Here is a 23921-nt window from a genome sequence, read left to right as displayed (position 1 = left end):
GCTACTCCCCCGCCGTGCGGGGACGGTGCGCGAAGGCCAGGTGCTTGCCCTCGAACTCGGCCAGTGCCAGCAGGGTTTCGGCGATGTGCGCGGTGTGCACGGTGCGGCCCGCGGCGGCGCGCATCCGGGCGTGCATCAGCAGCGGCGGCAGTGTGCGCCAGTGGGTCACCGCGCGTTCCCAGTGGTCGCGACCGTCGGCGTCGAGCAGTTCGGGATCGAGATCGGCGGCCCACAGCAGGAGCTCACGCTGACGCAACGCCTGCCACAGATCGTCGAGCTGGGTGAAATCGTCGGGTGCCGCGGCGAACTGGTAACGGCTGGCCAGTGCCACCAGTGCGTCGCCGCCGACGAGGCGGTCCTCGCGTGGCGACAGTGGCGCGACCGGGTGGGATTCGAGCCACCGGTAGGTCCGGCCCGCATGAATCGCGTTGGAGCCTGCCATCGCCCGCTCCCGCAGCAGTGCGACGGTGTCGTCCGCGCCGAGACCCACGGCCCAGTCGCGCAGTTCCGCCGCCGAGAGCACCGGAACCCGTTGTCCGGCTTGCTTGCCGAGCTCGGTCGTCATCGTCAGCGGATCTTCCACCACCCAGCCGTCGAGGGTCTCGACGATGGCCAGCCAGTGCGGGGCATGCCAGCGCTGGTAACCGTGCTGCCACGGCAGGTGGAAGATGTCGGCGAGCAGGACCACCGAGCCGCGCTCGGCCACTTGCTCTTCGAGCGCGTGATAGGCCGTGGCCCAGTCGTCCGTGCCGTTCACCCGCAGGCCGAGCGCGGGCAGCGGCGGGGTCGCGTCGTGCTCGAACAGCAGCAGGTCGTCCTCGGCGGGGCTCACCGCGAGCGTCGGGCCGCCCGCGAGCAGCGGCCGCCACCACCGGGTTTCGCCGCGGGCCACGAGTGCGCTGGCCAACGCCGCGGTGAAGCAGGTCAGCTTGTCGCCGTGTGGGGCGAGGGCGGTGGTCATTTGGCACCCGGCAGGCGAAGCGTGCCGTCGAGGTAGGCGGTGCGCGAGGCCGAACGCTGGATCTTGCCGCTCGACGTGCGCGGAATCGCGCCGGGGCCGAGCAGCACCACCTCGTGCACGCCGACGTCGTGAATGGTGAAGATGGCCTCGCGCACCGCGTTTCGCAGTTCCTGTGCGGTGGCTTGGTCGTCGGCGGGGATCCTGGCCTCGATGAGCACCACGATCTTCTCCTGCACGCCGACCTCGACGGAGAACGCCGAGCAGCGACCGGGCAGCACCAGGGGGTGGGCCTGCTCGGCGGCGTCCTCCAGGTCCGGCGGGTAGTAGTTGCGGCCGTCGATGATGATCAGGTCCTTGAGCCGGGTGGTCGGATAGACCTCGCCGTCGTGCAGGAAGCCGATGTCGCCGGTGCGCAGGTAGTACTTGCCGTCGCGCGGCGCGAGTTCGCCACGGAAGGTGTGTTCGGTCTCCGCCGGCCGGTTGTAGTACCCGGTGCAGACGGCCGGGCCCGCGACCCAGATCTCGCCGAGCCGGTCCTCGGGCAGCGGCTCCCTGGTCTCCGGGTCCACGATCTGGATGGTGGTGCCCGGTGCCGCCGCACCGCCGCTGACGATGTCGGCGCCGTCCCGCGCGACCACCACCTGACCCGACGCGAGCGCGTCGCGGTCCACCGTGAGTGTCTGTACGCCGGACTGGGTTCGCCAGTTCACCGACACGATCAGGGTCGACTCCGCCAGCCCGTACCCGGCGATCAGGCTCGAGCGGGCCAGTCCGTGGTCGGCGAAGGCGGCATGGAACTTCTCGATGGTGCTCACCCGCACCGGCTCCGCGCCGGAGAGGGCATACCGCCAGCGGCTCAGGTCGATGCCTTCAAGCTCCTTGGGTCCGATGCGTTCGGCGCACAGCTCGTAGCCGACGTTCGGCGAGGCCGCGAAGACCTGCGCTGGGTGGTCGCTGATCGCCTGCAGCCAGCGCTGCGGTCTGCGCAGGAACGACGTCGGCGACATCTGCACCACGCCGTGGCCGTTGATGATCGGCATGATCACGCCGACCATCAGGCCCATGTCGTGGAACAGCGGCAGCCAGCTGACGAAACCGACCTCCTCGTCGGCGGCGATGCCGACGTGGTACATCATTTCGTAGACCTGCCTGGCGTTGTCCAGCAGTCCACGATGCGGCACCATCACCCCGGCGGGCGTGCGGGTGGAGCCGGATGTGTATTGCAGCAGCGCGATCTGCTCGCGGTCCACCAGCACGGGCTCCCAGTCGATCGCCAGCTTCTCGTCCACCTCGCCGGTGGTCACGATGAGGCGGGTGGTGTCGGTGGGCGAATTGTCCAGCCAGGCGGTCACATTCGTCAGCGCACCGTCGGTGGTCACCAGGCAGGCCGGGTCGGCGTCGACACAGACCGCGTCGATGCGTCCGTTGGAGTTGTGCGCGCTCGGCGGGTACAGCGGCACCGCGATGATCCCGGCGTAGAGGCAGCCGAAGAACGCCTTCACGTACTCGAGGCCCGGCGGTAGGAGCAGCACCGCGCGGTCGCCGGGGCGCGCGACCTGGAGCAGGGTCGCGGCGTATGCCCGTGCCGCACGGTCGATCTCGGCGTAGGTCAGCGACTCGGTCTCGCCATGCTGGGACGACGAGTCCGGGTAGTGCAGGAAGCTGTAGGCGACCCGGTCCGGTCGCCGCGCGGCCTGGTTCGTCAGCGCGCGCACCAAGGTGTCGTACTCGAGCGCGCCCCCGGTGAGCAGTGTTGTGGTCATACTCCGACCTCCTGTGGTGACGGCGCGGCGAGGAAGCCGACCTTGCGGAAGTAATCCAGGTAGCGGATGAACAGGTCACGGGAGACCGGCGGGCATTGCACGCCGACCCGATCCAGTGCGGTGACGGCCTGGTCGACGTCGAACTCGAGCAGCGGGGTGAGCCCGCCGCCTGCGCTCAACAGGCTCAGCACGCTGAAGGACGCCGAACCAGGGCCAGCGCTCGCGGCGTGCGCGGCGATCGCGTCGCGCCACTGGTCGAGGGCGACCAGGCGCACCGGCCAACCGCTTTCGCGCAGCCAGCCGATCGCGTCGGTGAAGCCGCACGGCCGCGGGTTGCGCAGGTGGTAGATGTGAATGCCCGGTGCGGCGTCGCGGGCCAGTTCGACCATGGCCGCGCCGGTGAAGTCGGCGGGGGCCAGGTCGACGGCGAAGTCCACCTCCGGCGCGAGACCGACCTCCTGGCTGGCCTTGACCAGCAGCCAGAAGAAGTCACTGGTCTGGCAGGCACCGGTGCGGCTGTCACCGCCGATGCGGCCGAGCCGGAACACGCTCACCGGCAGGCCGCGTTCGCCCGCCTCGGTGACCAGCCGCTCCGCCACCCATTTGCTCTGCAGATAGCCCAGCGACAGCTGGGTGGGGTCCTGGGCGGGCAGCGGTGCCGTGACCCGGCCATCGACCGCGTCGCCAGGGCCGAGCACATACAGCGAGGACACGAAATGCAGTGGAGCGCCACAGGTTCGGGCCAGGGTGATGAGTTCCTGGGTGCCCTGGATGTTGGCCGCCGCCAGCACCCGGTACGGCAGCGCGAAGTTCACCTGCGCGCCGTTGTGGTAGATCGCGTCGATGGTGCGGCCCAGCAGCAGGAACTGCTTCTCCGACAATCCGAGTCGCGGCTCGGCCAGGTCGCCGAGGACCGGTATCACCCGGTCGAAGTCCGCGCGGGGCAGTTCGTAGCTGTCGAAGGTGGCGGCCAGCCGCGCCAGCCCCGCTTCTTTGCTGTCCGCCCGCACCAGGCAGTGCACGCGGGAGTCGGTGCGTGCCAGCAATTCATGGAGCAGGAAGGCGCCGACGAAGCCGGTCGCGCCGGTGAGCAGCACCTCGCCCGTGCTCGGCGGTGCGGTGGTCCACGGTGCGGCGGGCCACGTCTCGATCGCCGTGGCCACCTCGGCCTCGAGGTCGATCGCTTCCTCCGCCGCAGTCTCCCCGGCGAGCAGGGCCACCACACCGGCCACGGTCGGCCTGGCGAACAGCGAGCCGAGCGGAATGTCCTCGCCGAAGGTCTGTTTCAGCCGCAGGATCAGCTGCGCGGCCAGCAATGAGTGGCCGCCGAGGTCGAAGAAGTTGTCTTCGCGGCCCACCCGCGGGATGCCGAGGACGTGCGCGAAGACGCCCGCGACCCGCTGTTCGAGCGGGGTGCGCGGCGGCTCGTACTCCAGGGTGTTGCGGCGCAGCACCGGAGCGGGCAGTGCGCGACGATCCAGTTTTCCGTTGGTGGTCAACGGGAATTCGTCGAGCACGAGCACCGCGGCGGGCACCATGTGCTGTGGTAGGCGACGCGCCAGGTGCGCACGCACATCGACCACCAGATCGTCACGCGCCTTGACGCGCAACGGATCCGAGATGATCAAATCGTCCGGCCATTCGGCGTCGCGGGCCGCCGGAATGGACGGCAAGGCGACATCCCAGCCGGTCACCACGACGTCGTAGCGGCCACCGGGGCGACGTAACGCCTCGAAGCGGTACGGCAGCCGATCGGCGAGGGCCAGATAGTCCTCCGGGCTCACGCCGCCGGAATCGGCGAGGGCGGCACGGATCTGGGCCGCACCGGCCCGGCCGCGCTGCAGCTCGGCGACCACCGCCAACGGGCCGGCCACCCGTGCGTCGAGGACGTCGGCGATCAGCACCGCCGCGGGGCGGTCGCGCTCGAGCAGGTCCGCCAGCTGCTGCGGGGTTGTCGCGGCGTCGAGCAGTTTCGGGCGCACCGGTAGCCCGCGCTCGCCCGCGTACAGCACCGCGTCGTAGCGGAATCGGGACATCTCGTTGAGGTAGTTGCCGCGCTTGAGCCGGATCCGGGAGCCGGTCAGCGTCGGATGCGCGGCCACGAACTCCTCGAAATACCGTGGCGCGATCACCAATTCGGCATCTCGCTCGAGCGCCGCGCGCACGGCGGGCGCGAGCTCGGCGGCACCGGCGGACGGCGCGTTGGTCGCCTCGACGGTCGCGTGGAACGACTCGCTGAGGGTCAGATCACGCACGTCGCCCACGAACAGCACGCCCTCGGGTGCGAGCAGGCCTGCCACCGAGTCCAGCACCCTGGTCAGATAGTCGGCGCTGGGGAAGTACTGCACCACCGAGTTGATCAGGATGACGTCGTACGGGCCCGCGACGTCGTAGGGCAGCTCGTCGGCGGCGCACAGGTCCAGCCGGACGTGCTCCAGATCCCGGTTGCCCGCCACGATCTTGGTCCGCACGTTCTCGATGGCCGAGGCGGAGACGTCGGTGGCGTCGTAGACCGCGCACTGCGGCGCGAGCCGGGACAGCAGCAGGCCGGTGCCGCAGCCTATTTCGAGGACGCGCTGCGGTGCGAGGGTCCGCACCGCGGCGACGGTGGCCTCGACCCATTCCCGCATGTGCTCCTCGGGGATGGCGGCGTTGGTGTAGGAGTCGTTCCAGCCGGAGATATCGAAATCGGCGGCACCGTCGTGGCCTTGGCGGTAGGTGCTGTTGAAGACGATCTGCCAGTTCGCGACCTGATCCTGTTCCGCCTCGGCCGCGTCGGCGGCCGCGTCGCCGGGGGTGAAATAGGCGACCAGGGAGACGTTTCCGCCGGTGTCCTTGCGCGCGAGCACCACCGACTGGTCGACACCGGGGTGCGCCGTGATCGCGGCTTCGATCTCGCCGAGTTCGATGCGGAAGCCACGCACCTTGACCTGCTGATCGATCCGGCCGAGGTACTCGAGGTCGCCGTCGGCCCTGCGGCGGGCGAGATCACCGGTCCGGTAGACCCGACGCCCGCCGAGCACGGAGCTTTCCACGAAGCGCTCGGCGGTGAGTTCGTCGCGGTTCAGGTAGCCGCGCCCGACACCGGGACCGCAGACGAGCATCTCCCCCGCGACGCCATCGGGCACCGGCCTGCCCGCCGGATCGACGATCAGCACGCCGAGATCGGGCAGCGGAACACCGATCAGGCTGCCCGCCGCCGACACCACATCCGCGCGGGTGAGCTCACGATAGGTGACGTGCACGGTCGTCTCGGTGATGCCGTACATATTCACCAGCCGCGCGGACTCGCCGTAGCGGTCGAACCATGGTGTGAGCGTGGACAGATCGAGCGCTTCGCCACCGAAGATCACCCAGCGCACCGAGAGCTCCGTGCCCGGCGTGTTCTCCAGCGCACGCAGCAGCTGGGTGAACGCCGACGGGGTCTGATTGAGCACCGTGACCTGTTCGCGCGCGAGCAGTTCCGCGAACTCCGCGGTGGACCGGCTGACCGAGCCGGGGACCACGACCAACCGGCCGCCGTAGAGCAGCGCGCCCCACATCTCCCAGACGGCGAAGTCGAAGGAGTACGAGTGGAACATCGTCCACACGTCCTGCGGGCCGAAGTCGTACCAGCGCCTGGTGGTGGCGAACAGGCGAACCACGTTCGCGTGCTCGATGACAACGCCCTTGGGGACGCCGGTCGAGCCCGACGTATAGATCACGTAGCACGGGTCGTCCGGTTCGGCCGTCGCCAATGGCAGGCCAGGCACGATCTCGTCCGGCGACTCGTCGATGAGCAGCAGCTCGGGCTCCGATCGCGCCGCCGAGACCAGCGAGCTGTGGCTGATCACCAGTCGCGCACCGGAATCGGCGATCATGAACTCGATCCGGTCGGCCGGGTACATCGGGTCGAGCGGCACGTAGGCGGCGCCGGCCCGCAGCACCGCGAGGATCGCGACGACCACCTCGGCGGACCGCTCGAGGTGAATGCCGACGAACGAGCCGCGGCCGACGCCGCGGGCGTGCAGGCGCTGGGCCAGCCGATCGGCGGCGGCCGCCAGCTCGGCGTAGCTCAGCGCGCTGTCGCCGAAGGTGAGCGCCACCGCGTCGGGGGTCCGGATGGCCTGGGCCGCGAAGAGTTCGGGCAGCGTCCTGGCGGGCCGGGTGGCAAGCTCGCGGGGCAATGCCGCGGCCAGCGCGCGCTCGCGCTCGTCCGGCTCGAGGAAGTCCAGCTCGGGCAGCGCGGTGTCGGGCTCGGCGACAACGGCGGTGAGCAGGGCGACGAAATGCCGGGCGATGGCGGCGACGGTGGGCTCGTCGTACAGGTCGACGTCGTATTCGAAGGCACCGACCAGTTCCGCGCCGACCTGGCGCAGGGTGACCAGCACGTCGAATTTGGTGGTGCCCGAATGGACTTCGACGTACTCGGCGCTGAGGCCGGGGATCGCGAGTTCCGGTAGCGCGGTGTTCTGGAGCACGACGGCCGTGCGGAAAAGCGGCGAGTGGCTGAGCTCCCGGTCGGGCCGCACATGCTCGACGACGAGGTCGAACGGCGCCTCCTGGTGGTCGAACGCGTCGAAGACGACGCGCTGTTCCCTGGCGAGCAGCTCGCGGAACGTCGGCGCACCGGACAGGTCCGTCCTTAAGGCGAGCGCGTTGACGAAGAACCCGATGAGCGGCTCGATCTCGGGTCGGTTGCGGCCCGCGATCGGCGTGCCGACGGTGATGTCCTCCGCGCCGGTGTAATAGCGAAGCAGCGCTTTGAATCCCGCCATCAGCGCGATGAACAAGGTGGCGGGGCGATCGTTGACCCTGACCTCGTCGGCCAGCCGCCGCAGCCCCGACAGCACCGGTGCCGGAATGGTGAACGGCACTCTGGCACCGCGGTTTTCCGGCTCGAGCGCACGCGGTCGGTCGGGGTGGAACGTCACCAGCGGCGGTTCGTCGCCGAGCACGCCGCGCCAGTAGTCGAGGTCGGCCCCGAACTTGTCCTGCTGGGCGAGGTCATGGAGCCACGTCGCGTAGTCCGGGTATTGCAGTGGCAGAACGGGCAGTTCGGGCTGGTGCCTGCCCGCGGTCAGATCGGCGTAGGCCGACATCAGCTCGGTGGCGAAGACACCGAGCGACCAGCCGTCGGAGATGATGTGGTGCATCGCGACCGCGAAGATCGAATCGTCCTCGCTCAACCGCACCAGCAGCACCTCGACCAGCCGACCGGACAGGTCGAACACGGTCCGGCTGAACTGCTCCACCTGCGCGATCGCGTCGGCGAGCGGTCGGCGCGGATCCAGCTGCGACGGGGAGACCATGGTCATCGGCAGCGGCGCCACCGGCCCCACCACCTGCACCGGAACACCGTCGCGCACTTCGATGCTGGTGCGCAGCGACTCGTGCCTGGCCACCACCAGCGACAGCGCGCCCTGCAAGGCAGCTGTGTCGAGGTGGCCGCGCAGGCGCAGCGCCAGCGGCATGGTGTAGGTCGCCCGATCCGGGAACAGCTGCTCCAGGAACCAGATCCGCTGCTGGGCGGCCGAAAGCGGCGCGGCGGCAGTCGGATCGGGGCGGCGCGGGATACCGGCCCGCGGCGTGCCACCGGCGGCCCAGCGGCGCAGCAACGCACGGCGCGACGCTCCCGAATCGACGAGTTCAGGCATTGTTGCTCCGTTCTTCGGCCGCCCCCGGCTGCGCGAGCAGTTGCTCGACCTCGCTGTCGGACAGCTCGTCCAACCGCTGCATCAGATGCGCGGCGATGGTGTCGGCCATCCCCGCCGCCGTCGGCGCGGCGAACAGCTCGCCGAGGGCGAGTTCCAACGGGAAGATGGCCCGCAGCTGGGTCGCCACGTGCACCGCGAGCAGCGAATCGCCACCCGCCTCGAAGAAATTCGCGTCGTCGCCGATCTGGTCGACGCCGAGCGCCGCGCACCACACCGAGACGACTCGGTTGCGTACCGAGACCACGAAGTCGTCCTCGTCGTCTGCCGCGGCGTCATCGGCCACCACCGCCGCCGCCGGGGCGGGGCGCTCGGTCTCGAAGCGCCGAGTCGGTACGGCTTCCGGCGGGTCGACCCAATAGCGTTTCAGGGCAAAGGGATACGTCGGCAAGCTGACGGTGGTCGGTGTCTCGCCGCCGTAGATGGCGTCGAAATCGACCGTGACACCGGACAACCAGAGTCGTGCCGCCGCGTCCACGATCGCGGTCTCGCCCGATCCCGTGCCGAGGCTGCCGACCGTCGCCGCCGCTCGATCGGCCGTGCGCAGGAACGAGACCAGCGACTTACCCGGGCCGACCTCCAGCGCGACCGTCCCTGGGTTGCGCCGAACCACGCCGACGGCGGCCTCCCGGAAGCGCACCGTACTGGTCATCTGCCTGCCCCAGTAGGCCGGGTCCACCGCCTGCTCGGCGGTGATCGGCGCACCGGTGACGTTGGACCAGAACGGGACCCGAGGGGCCTGGCGTGGCACGCCGCGCACGAGCTCCGCGAAGCGAGCCGCGGCCTCGTCCATGAGCGGCGTGTGGAACGCGTGCCCGACAGGCAGCAGCGAGCTCGGCACGCCCTGCTCCGACAGTTCACCGGCCAAACGGAACAGCGGTGCCGCGGCGCCGGCGACGACGCAGCGAGTGGCGGAGTTGTCGGCGGCGAGCCACACGTCCTCCGGCAGGCGAGCCGCGATCACGTCGGCGCCTTTGGAGACGGCGAGCATGCCGCCGGGCGGTGCCGACGCCATGATCCGGCCCCGCTCGACCACCAGGGCCAGCGCGTCGGACAGTTCGAAGACGCCTGCGAGCGTGGCGCAGACCAGCTCGCCGAGACTGTGGCCGAGCAGTTCCCGTGGTTCGGCGCCGAGCTCGCGCCACATGCCGGCCAGCGCGTACTCGACCGCGAACAAGGCGACCTGGGTCTGTTCGGTGCCGTCGCCGTCGCGTACCGCAGCCGCGAGGTCGAAGCCGGTGCGCTCGCGCAGCAGGTCCGCGCATTCGCGGAAGCGGTCGCCGAAGTGCCGGACGCTCGCGGCGAGTTCGAGGACGGCGGTGCCGAGCGCGACACCCTGGCCGGGGAAAAGCCAGGCGAGCGCCGGGGACGGTTTGGCCTCGCCCGCCGCGGGCTTACCGAGCGCGGCCGCTGCCGCTGCGGTCGTGCTCGCCACGACCATGCGGCGATGGGGAAAAGTGCGGCGGCCGTGCGCCAAAGTATGTGCGACGGAAGCAAGTTCGGCGTCGTTGTAGCTCAGGTGTTCGGCGAGCCGGGCTGCGATGCGGTCGGCATCCTGCGGGGTGCGACCCGAGATGAGCAGTGCGCGCGGTCCGGGTTGCCCGGTGGCGGGTTTCCGCGTCGGCGGCTGCTCCACGATCACATGGGCGTTGGTGCCGCCGATACCGAACGCGCTGACGCCTGCCCGGCGCACGCCGTCGGACCAGGTACGCAGTTCGGTATTGACGAAGAACGGGCTTGCCGCGAAATCGATCTCGGGATTCGGCCGGGTGTAGTGCAGGCTGGCCGGGATACGGCCCTCACGCACGGCCAGCACCGCCTTGATGAAACCCGCGACGCCGCCCGCCGAATTGAGGTGGCCGACATTGGCTTTCACCGAGCCGAGTGCGCAATACTGCGTCGCGTCGGTGTGCTCGCGATACGCCGCGCTCAACGCCGACACCTCGATCGGGTCGCCGAGTGTGGTTCCGGTGCCGTGCGCCTCGACGTAGCCGATGGTGTCGGCGCCGATGCCCGCCGCCGACAACGCTTCCCGGATGACGGCGCGCTGGCCCGCGATGCCGGGAGCGGTGTAACCGATCTTGTTGGCTCCGTCGTTGTTCACCGCGGAGCCGAGAATGACGGCGTGGATGTGGTCGCCGTCGGCGATCGCGTCGGCGAGCCGCTTCAACACGACAACGCCGACACCCGAACCGAAGACGGTGCCGGCCGCGTCGGCGTCGAACGCCCGGCAGTGACCGTCCGGCGAGAGGATCGAACCCTCCTCGTAGATGTACCCGGCCTCCTGCGGCACCTGCACACTCGCCCCGCCCGCCAGCGCCACGTCGCACTGGAAGTCGAGCAGCGCCTGCGCGGCCTGGTGCACGGCGACCAGCGAGGTGGAACAGGCGGTCTGCACGGCAACGCTCGGACCGGTCAGGTTCAGCTTGTAGGACACCTTGGTGGCCATATAGTCGGAGGCGTTGCCATGCAACGCGTGCAGCTGCGAGCTTGGGCTCTGGAACACGCTCGCGTGCCCGACCAGGTTGCGCAGCAGATAGGTGCTGATGCCCGCACCCGCGAAAACACCGACCGGCGTGGGATTTTCGGCCGCGATGTGCCCGGCGTCCTCGAGGGCCTCCCACGCGCACAGCATGAACAGGCGATGCTGCGGATCGGTGAGTTGGGCTTCGCGCGGGGTCATCTCGAAGAACTCCGCGTCGAACTTGTCGGCGTCGGCGAGTAGCGCGCCCGCGTGCACATAACCCGGGGGCGGGTCGGCGGGCATGGCCGCCTGCGCGAGCGGGCGCACCGATTCGCGGCCCTCGCACAGGTTGTGCCAGTACTCGGTGACGGTGTCCGCGTCCGGGAATCGGCACGCCATGCCGATCACCGCAACCCGGAACTCGCTGTCGTCGTGGGTCATCGCTGGCTCCCAACGCTGTCGGGCCTGGTCTCGGTGGTCTGGCGGTGTGCCCGGCGGCGGGCCGCGGCCGCGCGCCGGTCCTGTCCCCGGTCCGTGTCGTCCTGCGGGGCCGCCCGACCGGCCAGCGACTTCGCCAACCCGTCGACGGTCGGCGCGGCGAACAGGTCGGTCATCGCCAGCTCCACGCCGAGGCGGCGCTCGAGCAGGCCACGCACCCTGGCCAGCGCCAGCGAATGACCGCCGAGGTCGAAAAAGTTCTGCCCGAGGCCGACCTCGCGGTCGAGCACCTGCGCCCACACCTCGGCGACGATGCGCTCCAGCTCGGTACCCGGCGGGGTGAACACCGGTGCCGCGGCGGGCGCGATCTTCGGCAGTTTCGCGCGGTCGAGCTTGCCGGTGAGGCCGCGCGGCAGGTTGTCGAGGACCATGTAGGCCGACGGAATCATGTAGTCCGGCAACCGGGTCCGCAGGTAGGCCGACAGTTCGAGGTAGTCGGGCTCCAACGGGCCGTCCTGCGTCAGGTAGGCGACCAGCCGCGGCACGTCGGCCTCGGCGTCGAGCACCACCGCGGCCTCGCCGACCGTCGGGTGCGACCGCAGGAACGTCTCGGCCTCGCCCGGCTCGACCCGGTGGCCGCGAATCTTGACCTGCCGATCCTTGCGGCCGACGAACACCAGCGTGCCGTCGGGCAGCCGCCGCGCCAGGTCACCGGTCCGGTAATACGGAATCCCGTCCGGGCCTATACCGAAGACCCGCTCGGTGAGTTCCGGCCGGTGCCAGTAGCCGATGGCCACGTGCGAGCTGCGCAGTGCGATCTCGCCGTACACCTCGGTGGGGCGGCCACTTTCGTCGACCAGCTCCACCTCGACACCCTCGACCGGGTGCCCGATCGGCACCCCGGCGCGGTCCGCGTCCTCGGGAGAAATGATGTGCTGCAAGGCGACCGAGCATTCGGACGGCCCGTACAGGCTCACCAGCCGGCAGGCCGGTGCGAAGTGCTTGCCGAAGTCGACGACGTCGCCGCGGACCACCTCCTCGCCACCGAGCGCGACCAATCGCAGCTCGGCGGGCACCCACGGCCCGTCGGTGTCGCTGAGCAGGTAGCGGAAAAGTGTTGGGGTGCAGTGCAGCACGGTGACCCCGGCGCGTTCGATCTCCGCGCGCAGGCCCGCCGGCCCGAACAGATGCGGGTCGATCACGTACAGCTCGGCGCCGGCCACCGCGGCGCCGAACGAGTTCAGCACGCCCGCGTCGAAGGTGTAGCGGGCAGGCGCGGCCACGACGTCGTCGGGTCCGATGCGCAGCCGCCGCGCGTAGGTGACCGCGTGGGCCAGCGCGTTGCCGCGGCTCTGCGCCACACCTTTCGGGCGGCCGGTCGAGCCGGACGTGTGCAGGATGTAGGCGAGATCGTCGGCGCTGATGTGGGACTTCGCCCAGGTCGACAGGTCGTTGGTGGCGCGCACGCCCGGGTCGGGCTCGGTACGTCCGGAGACCGGGAAGACGTGCGCCCCGCCGGCGATCGAACGGGCGAGCTCGGCCAGCGACGGATCGCACAGCAGCGCGGAGACATCCGCCTCCTCCATGATCTCCACCAGCCGGGCCTGCGGTGCGCGCGGGTCGAGCGGGACGTAGGCGACGCCCGCGCGCAGGGCCGCCCAGACCGCGACGAAACTCTCCGGCGTGTGGTCGTAGAGCAGCGCGACGCGGCTGCCGTCGAGCCCGGCGCCGATGAGCCGCTTGGCGATGGCCGCGGTGATCGCGTCGAGTTCGGCGAAGCTCGTGCTGCGCTCCCCCGCCCGCAAGGCCGGGGCGCTGCCGCGCAGATCGATCACGGTGTCCAGCCGGTCGATCAGCAGCTCGCCCGGCTGCGCCTCGGGCACCATCGCGATACCCGGCAGTGCCCAGACCGCCTCGGCGACAACCTCGTTCGGGTCGTCCAGGCCGATCGCACCGATGCGCTGATCGGGTTCGGCCGCGATGGCGGCGAGGGCGGTCGCGTAATGCCGCAGTGCCCGAACGGCGGTCGCCGCGTCGTAGAGATCGGCGCTGTATTCCAGGGTCAGCTTGGTCGGGCCGTCGGTCTCGTCGACGGTGAGATCGAAGTCCATCTTCGCCGTCGTGCGTGGCGCGTCGACGAGTTCGACGTCGAGGTCGGTCATGTCGAGCGACGGTGGCGGGGTGTTCAAGTAGTTGAACATGACCTGGGCCAGCGGGGTGCGGCTCATGTCCCTGGTCGGCACCATCGCCTCGATGACCTTCTCGAAAGGCAAGTCCTGGTTGGCATGTGCGGACAGGACTGTCTTGCCGACGCGGGCCACCAGTGCGGTGAAGGACTCCTGCGGGTCGACCTCGGTCCGCAGGGCCACGGTGTTGAGGAAGCAGCCGACCAGTGGCTCCACGGCCGACCGGGTGCGTCCCGCGATCGGCGAGGCCACGATCAGATCCTGTTGGCGGGTATAGCGATGCAGCATCGCGTAGAAGGCGGCGAGCAGCACCGCGAAGGTGGTGACGCCGCTGCGGGCCGCGAGCGCCCTGACCTCGGCCATCACCCGCGGGTCGAGGGCGAGCCGCTCGACCGCGCCGCGGGAGGTGCGCCGGGCCGGACGTGGCCGGTCGCCGGGGATCTCGGTGACCGTCGGGTCGGCCAGTTCGGTCCGCCAGAACTCCAGTTGCCCGTCGAGCCGGTCGGCATTGCCGCGCTGCCAGGCCGCGTAGTCCGCGTACTGCACCACCAGCGGTGGCAGCGGCGCGGCCACGCCGGCGACCGCGGCGCGGTAGTGTGCCGAAACCTCTTGGCTCAGCACGGCAACGGACCAGCCGTCGCACACGATGTGATGCAGCGCGATGGCCAGCAGGTATTCGTCCGGCGCCGACTTGATCAGGTGGTAGCGCCAGACCGGGCCCTCGGCCAGGTCGAACGGCGCACGGTAGACACCGGCCGCGAGCTCGGCCTCGGCGTCGCCGCGCTGCTCGGGTGGCAACGTGCTGACATCCGTGAACTCCAGTGGCCGAGGTGAATACGGACGGACCACCTGACGCAGCTGACCGTCCTCGGTGATCCGATACACGCTGCGCAGCACCTCGTGCCGCTGTTCCACCAGTGCCAGCGCCTGCTCCACGGCGGCGACGTCGAGCTCGCCGCGCAGCCGCAGGCCGCCGGGCATGATGTAGGTCGCGTTGCCGGGATCCAGGGTCTCCAGGAACCACAGGCGCTCCTGGGCGTAGGACACCGCGAGCAGCTCACCGTCCGTGCGTGGCGCGGCGTGCAGCGGTGGCAGCGAATCCTGTTGCGCGGACGCCGCTTCGATCAGCCGGGCGGCCGTCACGATCGTCGGGCTCTCGAAAAGTTCGCGCAGCGAGATACTCACGCCGAACTCATCGAGGATCTGCGAGATCACCCGGGTTGCCGCGAGCGAGGTGCCGCCGAGCAGGAAGAAGTCGTCGTGGCGGCCGATGTCGGCGCGCTCGAGCGCCTGTGCCCAGAGGGCAGCGAGGCGGGTTTCCCGCTCGCCGATGGGGGCTTCGAAGGCGATCTCCGCGGCGTCGGCCGAATCCGGCTCGGCGGCATCGTCGTCCATCGGGTACTCGCGCACCGGCAGGGCGGCGAGCAGGTCGTCGACCGGCGTCTCCGGTGCGGCGGCCGCCGCCGCGGCGAGGGTCAGGAAGTCCTGCGCCAGGTCGGCCGCGGCCGTCGCGCTGAGCAACCTGGCGTTGTAGGTCAGATGGCAGACCAGCTCCGAGCCCGTCTCGGCGACGTGCATGACCAGGTCGTAGAGGGTGGCGCCGGTGTCGATGGTGTGCCAGTCGACGGTCAGGCCCCACTCGCTCAGGTCGGGGCGCTCGAGCACCTGCTGCACGAACAGCGTCTGAAAGACCGGGCTGAAGGCCGGATCCCACGGTCCGCCGATGGCCTCGACGATCTGCTCGAACGGGACGGTCTCGTCGTCGTAGGCCGCCATCGCGGTGTCGCGGGTGCGGTGCAGCAGCTCGCGGAAGGTCTGTCCGGCCGCGAGATCGGCGCGGACCGGGACGGTATTGACGAAGTGCCCGATGGTTTTCGCGAGCTCGGCGTACGGGCGGGCGGCCATCGGGATGCCGACGCAGAAGTCACGCCGGTCGGTGCGCTGCGCCAAAGTCAGCTCATAGCAGGCCAACAGGAACACGAACGGTGGCACGCTGTTGGCTGCCGCACAGGCGCGCACCGCGTCGGTCACCGCACGGGGGAACGAAGTCTCCACCCGCGCACCGGTGTTGCCGACGCGCCGCGGGCGGCGACCGAGGGACAGATCCAGCGGCGGGGCGCCGCGCAACAGCGCGGCCCGGCGTTCGACCGCCGCCGCTTGCGTTGCGGGCGCGCCATGTTCGGCGCTCCACACCGCGTAGTCGGCGTACTGCCGCGGCGGGACGGGCAGGATGCTCGGCGCGTGCTGCCGGGCGGCGCCGTAGGCCGCCCACAGCTGATCGATCAGCAGCGCGATCGACAATCCGTCCAGCACGAGGTGGTGCGCGACGACCGCGAGGATCCATTCCTGCTCGGCCAGCCGGATCAGCGCCCACCGCACCGGCGGCCGTTCCGCCAGGTCGAACGGTGCGCCTGCGAGGGATTCGAGCAGCTGATCGACCGCCGCCGCCCGCGCTTTCGCGGGCACCAGGCGCAGATCGGGCGTCTGCCAGTCGGCACCCGCCACCTCGACGACCTCGGCCCGCAGGCCCTCCGGCGTCTCCTTGAAGACCGTGCGGAAGGCGTGCTGCTGGTGGGTCACCGCGTCGGCGGCGGCGCGCAGCGCCGCGACATCGAGCGGTCCGGTGATCCGAATACCAAGCGGCACATGGTAGATCGCTGCGTGACCGGCCAGCTGCTCGTGCAGCCAGATGCCGCGCTGGGCGGGGGTCACCGGGAACGGCCCCGCGCCCTCGCGCAGCGGAACGGTGGTGGTGGAGATGCCCGCGGCGCGGCGTTCCCGCAGGCGCGCCAGCGCCAGGCTGCTAGCCGGTGAGTTCATGATCGCTCTCCAAAAGGGCGGCATCGGCCTGTTCGACCATCAGCTCCTCCAGCGCCGCGGCCACCTGGGCCACGGTCGGCTCCTGCAACATGCGCCGGAGCGCGAACTCGATCTCGAAGAGTTCGCGGAGTCTGCGGACGAACTGGGTGGCGGCCAGCGAATGCCCGCCGATGCGGAAGAAGTTCTCGAACACGCCGACCTGCTCGAGTCCGAGCAGCTCGGCCCACATCTCGGCGACCACCTGCTCGTACTCGGTCCGTGGGGCGACGTAGTCGACGTCGGCGGTGAACAGATCCGTCGTCGCACGCGACACCGGGGCAGCCTCGACACTCGGCATGCCGGCGACGATCCGGTACGACTTGCGCTCGAACGGATACAGCGGCAACCGCGCCTGCGGTCGCCGCACCGCGTCCACGCCCGCCCAGCGCACCTCGTGGCCGCGGACATGCAGTTCGCCGAGGGCGGCCAGCATCACCGAGAGGTCGTCCACGTCGCGGACCAGCGACGGCACCGCGACCCCGGCCCGATCATGGTGGCGGAGCAGGCTTTTCAGCATGCCGTTGAGCGCGGGGTGCGGGCCGATCTCGAGGAACGAGCCGATGTTGGCGTCGATCATCGCGCCGACCGCCTCCGCGAACCGCACCGGGCGCACCACCTGGTCGGTCCAGTAGAGGCCGTTCAGGTGCGCGCCGTCGATCCGGCCGCCGGTGACCGTCGAGAAGAACGGGATGCTGCCCTCGCCGGGTTGGATGCACGGCATGTCCGCCGCGAACTCCGGCAGGCAGTCGCGCATCAGCGGCGAGTGGAAGGCGTAGCGGCCGGGCAGGCGGCGGGTCATCACCTGTTCGCTGTCCAGCCGGGCGAGGAAACCGTCGACGGCGCTCGTGTTGCCCGAGATCAGCGTCCACTTCGGTCCATTGGTGCCCGCGAGGTAAACCCGTTGCGGCAGTTCGAGTTCCGTGGCGGGCAGGTTCACCACGGCCATGCAGCCGTTGTCGCGCAGGCGCGCGGTCGCGGTGGCCCTGGCCGCGATGATCTGTGCCGCGGTACGCAGATCGATCGCGCCGCTGACGTGTGCGGCGGCGACCTCGCCGACGCTGTGCCCCACCACGGCGGCGGGGGTGATCCCCCACGACTGCCACAGCGCCGCAAGGGCGACCTGGAGCGCGAACAGCACCGGCTGCGCCGTGCCGGTGTCGGCGAGCGCCTCCTCGTCCCGGCCCCGGTCGAGCACGGCGAAGGTGGACCAGCCGAGCTCGACGCGCAACTCGCGATCGACCGCGAGCAGGGCGTCCCGGAACACCGGCTGATGCCGAATCAGCTTGCGTCCCATGCCGACCCACTGGTTGCCCTGGCCGGTGAAGACGAAGCCCACCTTGCCGGGCCCACTGCGCGGCACCCGGCCCGCGGCGGCGCCGAGCGGCAGCGAACCGCCGGAGACGGCGGTGAGCTGCTCGGCCAGGTCCGTGTGGTCCCGCGCGACGACGGCCACCCGGAACGGATGCTGGGCCCGGCGCGCGGTCGAGGTCTGCGCCAGTTCGGCGATCGGGGCGGCAGTTCCGTCGCGCAGCATGTCGATCCAACTGTCGACCAGGTCGAGCGTGGATTGCTCGCTGCGGCCGGAGATGCCGACCAGGTAGGGCTTTTCGGTTGCCGGAGCCGAGGGGCGTGCCGCCTGCGCGGGTGGTCCGGTCAGGACGGCGTGCGCATTGGTGCCGCCGAAGCCGAAGGAGCTCACGCCCGCCAGCGCGCGCCCACGATGGTCCGGCCAATCCTGGTTCGCCGCGGGCACGTCGAACGGAAGATCGTCGAAAGCGATGTGCTTGCTCGGTGATTCGAAGTTCAGATTCGCGGGCACCTGCCCGTGATGCAGCGCCAAGGCGGTCTTCACCAGTCCGGTAATGCCCGCGGCGGCCTCCAGATGGCCGACCACCGTCTTGGCCGAACCGACGAGGAATTTGTCTCCGCTACCGCGGTTTTCGCCGAAGACAGCGCCCAGTGCGCGCGCCTCGATGGCGTCGCCGAGGATGGTGCCGGTGCCGTGCGCCTCGACGTACTGCACGTCGCCGGGGTGCACGCCGGCCCGTCGGTAGGCGCGCCGCAGCACGTCGACCTGGGACTGGTAGCTGGGCGCGGTCAACCCGTTGGTGCGGCCGTCCTGATTGATCGCCGAGCCGAGCAGCACCGCGTACACGCGATCGCCATCCTGCTCGGCCTGCGCGAGCGGCTTCAGCACGACCGCGGCACTGCCCTCGCCGCGGACATATCCGTCGGCGCGCTCGTCGAAGGTCTTGCATCGACCGTCGGCGGCCATCATGCCCGCGTCGGCCAGCGACTCGGTGACCCGCGGGTCGAGGGTCATGTTGACGCCGCCGACCACTGCGACATCGCAGTCACCGTCGTGCAGGCTGCGCAGCGCCATGTGCAGAGCCACCAGCGACGACGAGCAGGCGGTGTCCACGCTGACGCTCGGGCCGCGCAGGTCGTAGAGGTAGGACAGGCGGTTTGCCGCGATGCTGCTGGCATTGCCGGTGACGGCGGCGATCGGCATCCCGGACTCGGCGGCCTCGCCCATGCCCCTGGCGTAGTCGCCCGCGGTGATGCCGACGAAGGTGCCGGTCGAGGTGCCTGCCAGCCGTTCCACCGGCACGCCCGCGTCCTCGAAAGCGTCGGCAACGGTCTCCGCGAGCAGCCGATGCTGCGGGTCCATCGCGGCGGCCTCGGCGTCACCGATGCCGAAGTAGTTGGCGTCGAACGCGTACGGATCCTCGAGGAAGGCGCCGAACCACGCGCGACGGCGCTCACCACGCGCGCCACCGGTGGGCGGCCAGTCGTGCCGGGCCGCAGGCGCTTCGCCGACCAATTCCCGGCCGTGCCACAGGGTTTCCCACAGTTGCTCGGGTCCGCGCACGCCGGGGAACGAGCAGCCGATGCCGATGATGGCCACCGGCTCCTGCGCCGCGTTGTCCCGCACCGGGCGCCCCCCGACTTCGGGCTCCCGATCCGTGGCATCCGGCGCCGCCGGTTCGGCGCTGTCCTGGACCGCCGCGAGCCCCTCGGCCAGGGCGTGCACGGTCGGATACTCCCAGGGCAGGTCCGGCGGGAGTGGTTTACCCATCCAGGTGGAAATCCGACCCACGAATACCAGCGCTACCGCCGAGGTGAGCCCGAAACTCGAGAAAGGCTCACTCAGCGCGACATCATCGGTGGCGATATCGAGTAGATCGCCGAGCGTTTCGGTGAGAAACAAACTGATCTCGTCGGCCGTCCGACGGGCCATTTCTGCAGACATTTAAGCACTATCCCTACTACGTAGAAACAGAAGTACGTGGCTCCACTGAATTTTCAGTATTGTCCGCGACGGCGGGGACATTGTGGTCACTCAGGGTTTTCCCAGGAATTTCGGACAATCCACGTGCGGCCAGATTCCGGCGAGCCTGAGCCAGCGGGAATGCCAGCACGCGCAGGTCGTGGAAGAGCTTCACCGCGATGGTCGGCCAGATCGCACCGGTCAATTTGTAGGTGAGCGCCAGCGCGACGCCGCCGAATATCACCTGGGCGGAGACGGCAGGACGGAACCCGTGCCGCAGACCATCGATGACGCCACCGGCGACGATGATCAGGATCCAGAACGGCAGGTCCGGCCAGAGCAGCGCGACAGCGTAGATGGTGAAGCCGCGGTAGACGACCTCCTCGGCGGGCGTGCTGAAGGAGTTCGCCAGCCACCAGAACCGCTCGATGGAGGTCTCCGGCGTGATGAAGACGACGTACTCGATCTTGCTAGCGATCCAGTCCTTGCCGCGCCGGCCGCCGAGCAGCGGAATCAGCACGGGGCCAAACAGATACGACACATAGATGGTGACGATGGCCAGGCTGATGATCTTCTCCGCGAGCGAGAAGCCACGGAAGACGGTGAAGTCGAAGTGGGTGAGCCCGAGCTCGTGCACCGGGGTGCCGCTCACCGCGAACGCCACGAGGATGACCGCGAGCGTGGCCCAGGTCCGGAAGACGCCGCCCTGGTACAGGCGCACGCGCGCGTCGGATCGCACACCGAATTCGCGCGTGAACACGCGGACCGAGAATATCTCGAAGAATGGCTCCGCGAAGATGAGATAGACAAGCAGAATTATGCAGAAGATTTCCATCGGGAGGCCCCGTTCACTATCCGGTCGGGTCGGTATCTAGATTTAATGGACTGGGGTCGTCCACGCCCTCACGCTTAGGACAACGATTCATTCGGATGCCGAGAAAACATCGGTGAAAAGCTCTACTGCCTGAGCGTTAACACCACCTGCCTACAGCGTCGTCCTGAACACATCGGCAGACAGTACAACCGTACTGAGATGACTGTCTACAGCTTCCACCTGGAAGCGCCTGTGAGCTGAGACACCGGATTTATACGGAGTAAGGACCTCCGCATGCGGCAGGGGTGGAACGTCCTATTCGCGCCGTTTTTTCGCCCGATTTCACCTGGTCGGACAAATGTCGTTAACCATTCACCGCGGTGCATTCAACTACCGGCAACATTCGGCTCCGTTCGACGGAACAGCGCGTCACGCCAATTTGATTGCCAATTGTTTGCCGGAGATGTGCGGTAGTCCAACACGGTATGTACGGCAGTACAACACCGACAGACGTGGCCGCAGGGTGGCCGCGACCGCCTTCCGCAGGGTGGCCGCCGTTCGCCGGTCCCGAGGAGTGGGAAAATTCCACGCGGGAATAGCTGGCACAGCGATACGTTCGTGATGATGGTTAGTCGAGTGAACGAAAGGGGCCGCGCGCGTGGCGACCGAGACAGTGGCATCGTCCGTCGGCTTCCGATCGGAGCGGGGTGCCATCCTCGGCGCGCTGATGCTGTCGACCGGGCTGGTGGCCTTGGACTCCACCATCATCGCCACCGCGGTGCTGACCATCACCAGCACACTCGGCGGCTTCGCCCAGTTCCCCTGGCTCTTCTCCATCTACCTGCTGGCGCAGGCGGTCACCGTGCCGATCTACGGCAAGCTCGCCGACACGGTCGGGCGTAAGCCCGTCCTGATGTTCGGGATCGCGGTGTTCGCGCTCGGCTCGCTGCTGTGCGGGCTGGCGACCAGCATGCTCGGGCTGATCATCTTCCGGGCGGTGCAGGGCATCGGCGCGGGCGCGATCCAGCCGATGACGATGACCATCGCGAGTGACCTCTACACGCTGACCGAGCGGGCCAAGGTGCAGGGATACCTCGCGAGCGTGTGGGCCATGTCGTCGGTGGCTGGGCCGCTGCTCGGCGGTGTCTTCGCCGACTACCTCAGCTGGCGCTGGATCTTCCTGATCAACCTGCCGCTCTCGGCGGTGGCCGCGTGGATGCTGCTGCGCAAGTTCACCGAGAGCGCGCCGCGGCGCAAGCAGCAGGTGGACTATCTCGGTGCCGCGCTGTTGACCATCGGCGCGGGTGCTTTGATCCTCGGGTTGCTCGAGGGTGGCCAGGCCTGGGCCTGGGACTCCCCCACGAGCATCGGCATCTTCGCGGGCGGCGCGGTGTTGCTCGGGGTGTTCGGTCTGGTCGAGCGGCGGGCGGCCAATCCTATTCTGCCGCTGTGGGTATTCACCCGGCGGGTGGTGATCGCGAGCAGCCTGGTCTCGGTGCTGGTCGGGGCCATCCTGGTCGGCTTGACCACCTACGTACCGACTTTCACGCAGGGCGTGCTCGGCACCGGCGCACTCGTCGCCGGACTCACCGTCGGCGCGCTCACCCTCGGCTGGCCGATCGCCGCGTCCCAGGCGGGAAAGGTGTACCTGCGCATCGGGTTCCGGTCGACGGCGCTGATCGGCAGCGGACTGGCGACCGTCGGTGCCGCGACAACCCTGCTGATCACCGAGGATTCGACGCTGTGGCAGGTCGCCGGGTCGTGCTTCGTGATCGGTGTCGGGATGGGTCTGGTTGCCACGCCCACCCTCATCGCGGCGCAGACGAGTGCGGACTGGACCGAGCGGGGCGTGGTGACCTCGGCCAATATGTTCGCGCGCTCGATCGGCAGCGCGGTGGGTGTCGCGGTCTTCGGCGCGATCGTGAACGCGCGGGTCGGCGACACCGATCATCCGGTGCCCGCGATCCTGTCGTCGGCGGTGCATCTGGTCTTCATCACGGTGGCGGTGATGGCGGGTGTGATGGTGCTGGCCGCGGCGTGCATGCCGAGCCGGAAGACCGTCGTCGGTTAGCGCTTCAGGCGAACTCGAAGGTCGCGACCACCGGTGCGTGATCGGACTCGGGGAACTTCTTGTCCGTCGCGAAGTCGGCGGACTCGTCGTGCAGCAGCTCGTTGTGAATCTCCGTGCCGCGGTAGTGCGCCAGCAGATTGCGGGTGACCAGCAGGTGGTCCAGCATGTAGCCGGTGCCGTGATGGAACAGCGAATAGCGGGCGGATTCGGGGACGGTGCTCTCCAGCGGTACCAGCACGCGGCCTGCCAGCGCGCCGTTGCCGGTGTCCTCGACATTGCCGAGGATCGCGACCAGCGGCACCTCGTCGGTGGTGGAGTTGAAGTCGCCCGCCACCACGATGCGGGCGTCCTGGTCCCGGTCGAGGATCTGGTCGACCAAGCGCCGGACCTCCACCGCCTGACTCATCCGTTTCATGTCGGACAGGAACGACCCCTCGGCCGCCGCGCCCGCGTCGCGCCAGGTGAAACGGTCCAGCTTCTGACCTGCGATGTCGGTGGGCAGTTTCGACTTCAGATGGACCACGATCACGTGCAGCGGTGCGCCGAGCAGGTCGAGTTCCACGTGCAGGATCGGGCGTTCGATGCCGATCGACTGTGGTTGCAGCGCAGGGGGATTCGCGGTCAGCACCTGGTAGACCGGGGCGGCGACGAGATCGTTGAGCAGTTGGGCGCGGGCGGTGACCGGCAGGGCGCTGACCACCGCGAGATTGCGTTCGTCGAACACCTCGCCGTTGGCCTTCTCCGTCGAGGCGACAGCGCGGCCGGCCAGTGCGGTGCCCTGGAGCAGTTCGGCAAGGGCGAGCAGCGATCGCGGTTGGCCGGGGCGCTCCTGGCCGTTCACCTCCTGCAGGCACAGGACGTCCGCGCGGAGGCGATCGATCTGGGGCCGCATCACCGCGATGCGGTCGGCGAGGGTCGGCTCGAACGGTGTCGGGTTCGGCGTCTCGTCGAAGTTTTCCAGATTGAACGTCGCGATACGAAGGGTGACCATGGCACACATCCTCATCAGGGCCCCGACGATTCCAACAGTTCTATTCTCGTCCTGCCGGGCGGGCGGCAGGTGCGTAGTCGACTACCTGAAAATCCCCGCCCTCGGTGGGTTCATGATCAACGGTACCTAGGGGCGGCACACTGCGAGTGGGGCCGCCAGCCGGTCTCGCATCGCTTCGCGCGACAGCCGCACCGTTTCTCGAGCCTGCAGCGTTTCTCGGGGCCGCATCGACTCTCGGGGCCGCATCGACTCTCGGGACCTGCACCCGCTCCCGGAACTCGCACCCGCTCCCGGGACTCGCACCCGCTCCCAGGACTCGCACCCGCTCCCGGGACTTGCACCGGCTCTGGGTGCTCACAGTCGGTGCCGATCCCGCGAAGGGGTGCTGGTGCTGGGTAAGGGTGCGGGCT

The 23921-nt window shown here is 69.5% G+C and carries 9 protein-coding genes; 1 reads left to right on the top strand and 8 read right to left on the bottom strand.

Going from position 1 to position 23921, the window contains the following annotated elements; genetic code table 11:
• Position 1: 1 nt before the first annotated feature.
• The 7 genes from ACIHA7_RS36500 to ACIHA7_RS36470 are packed head-to-tail and all read right to left on the bottom strand — an operon-like array spanning position 2 to position 20395.
• Positions 2 to 961, bottom strand: a complete 960-nt coding sequence (locus tag ACIHA7_RS36500) for a hypothetical protein (protein WP_397296113.1) — start codon at positions 959 to 961, stop codon at positions 2 to 4.
• The gene (locus tag ACIHA7_RS36495; RefSeq protein ID WP_397296111.1) at positions 958 to 2724 is read right to left on the bottom strand and encodes a fatty acyl-AMP ligase; all 1767 of its coding nucleotides are present in this window, start codon (positions 2722 to 2724) and stop codon (positions 958 to 960) included. The genes ACIHA7_RS36500 and ACIHA7_RS36495 overlap by 4 nt, the downstream gene beginning before the upstream one ends.
• The gene (locus ACIHA7_RS36490) at positions 2721 to 8360 is read right to left on the bottom strand and encodes an amino acid adenylation domain-containing protein (RefSeq protein WP_397296110.1); all 5640 of its coding nucleotides are present in this window, start codon (positions 8358 to 8360) and stop codon (positions 2721 to 2723) included. The genes ACIHA7_RS36495 and ACIHA7_RS36490 overlap by 4 nt, the downstream gene beginning before the upstream one ends.
• Positions 8353 to 11322 carry a type I polyketide synthase gene (locus ACIHA7_RS36485; RefSeq protein WP_397296108.1) on the bottom strand — a complete coding sequence of 990 codons (2970 nt, stop codon included), beginning with the start codon at positions 11320 to 11322 and terminating at the stop codon, positions 8353 to 8355. Before ACIHA7_RS36485 ends, ACIHA7_RS36490 begins: the two co-directional genes overlap by 8 nt.
• A complete protein-coding gene (locus tag ACIHA7_RS36480) occupies positions 11319 to 16325 on the bottom strand; it encodes a condensation domain-containing protein (RefSeq protein ID WP_397296106.1) in 5007 nt (1668 codons plus the stop codon). The genes ACIHA7_RS36485 and ACIHA7_RS36480 overlap by 4 nt, the downstream gene beginning before the upstream one ends.
• Complete coding sequence (locus ACIHA7_RS36475; protein ID WP_397296105.1) at positions 16309 to 19617, bottom strand: type I polyketide synthase; 3309 nt, start codon at positions 19615 to 19617, stop codon at positions 16309 to 16311. The genes ACIHA7_RS36480 and ACIHA7_RS36475 overlap by 17 nt, the downstream gene beginning before the upstream one ends.
• A gap of 16 nt (positions 19618 to 19633) precedes the next feature.
• Complete coding sequence (locus ACIHA7_RS36470; protein ID WP_397296103.1) at positions 19634 to 20395, bottom strand: type II CAAX prenyl endopeptidase Rce1 family protein; 762 nt, start codon at positions 20393 to 20395, stop codon at positions 19634 to 19636.
• 712 nt (positions 20396 to 21107) lie between these two features.
• Between ACIHA7_RS36470 and ACIHA7_RS36465 the strand changes: the two genes are divergently transcribed.
• On the top strand, positions 21108 to 22520 hold the full coding sequence (locus tag ACIHA7_RS36465; RefSeq protein WP_397296101.1) for an MDR family MFS transporter: 1413 nt from the start codon (positions 21108 to 21110) through the stop codon (positions 22518 to 22520).
• A gap of 4 nt (positions 22521 to 22524) precedes the next feature.
• On the opposite strand, the gene ACIHA7_RS36460 is transcribed toward ACIHA7_RS36465, so the two are convergent.
• Positions 22525 to 23511, bottom strand: a complete 987-nt coding sequence (locus ACIHA7_RS36460) for an endonuclease/exonuclease/phosphatase family protein (protein ID WP_397296100.1) — start codon at positions 23509 to 23511, stop codon at positions 22525 to 22527.
• Between the last annotated feature and the right edge of the window lie 410 nt (positions 23512 to 23921).

The organism is Nocardia sp. NPDC052316 (assembly GCF_044547795.1).
Taxonomy (GTDB): domain Bacteria; phylum Actinomycetota; class Actinomycetes; order Mycobacteriales; family Mycobacteriaceae; genus Nocardia.
Note: the sequence above shows the minus strand (reverse complement) of the source record. Positions and strands in the feature narration are given on the sequence as shown.

Coding starts and splice junctions, on each gene's coding strand:
- ACIHA7_RS36480 (WP_397296106.1), bottom strand. CDS start 16,325: ATGAACTCACCGGCTAGCAGCCTGGCGCTGGCGCGCCTGCGGGAACGC.
- ACIHA7_RS36500 (WP_397296113.1), bottom strand. CDS start 961: ATGACCACCGCCCTCGCCCCACACGGCGACAAGCTGACCTGCTTCACC.
- ACIHA7_RS36485 (WP_397296108.1), bottom strand. CDS start 11,322: ATGACCCACGACGACAGCGAGTTCCGGGTTGCGGTGATCGGCATGGCG.
- ACIHA7_RS36490 (WP_397296110.1), bottom strand. CDS start 8,360: ATGCCTGAACTCGTCGATTCGGGAGCGTCGCGCCGTGCGTTGCTGCGC.
- ACIHA7_RS36475 (WP_397296105.1), bottom strand. CDS start 19,617: ATGTCTGCAGAAATGGCCCGTCGGACGGCCGACGAGATCAGTTTGTTT.
- ACIHA7_RS36495 (WP_397296111.1), bottom strand. CDS start 2,724: ATGACCACAACACTGCTCACCGGGGGCGCGCTCGAGTACGACACCTTG.
- ACIHA7_RS36460 (WP_397296100.1), bottom strand. CDS start 23,511: ATGGTCACCCTTCGTATCGCGACGTTCAATCTGGAAAACTTCGACGAG.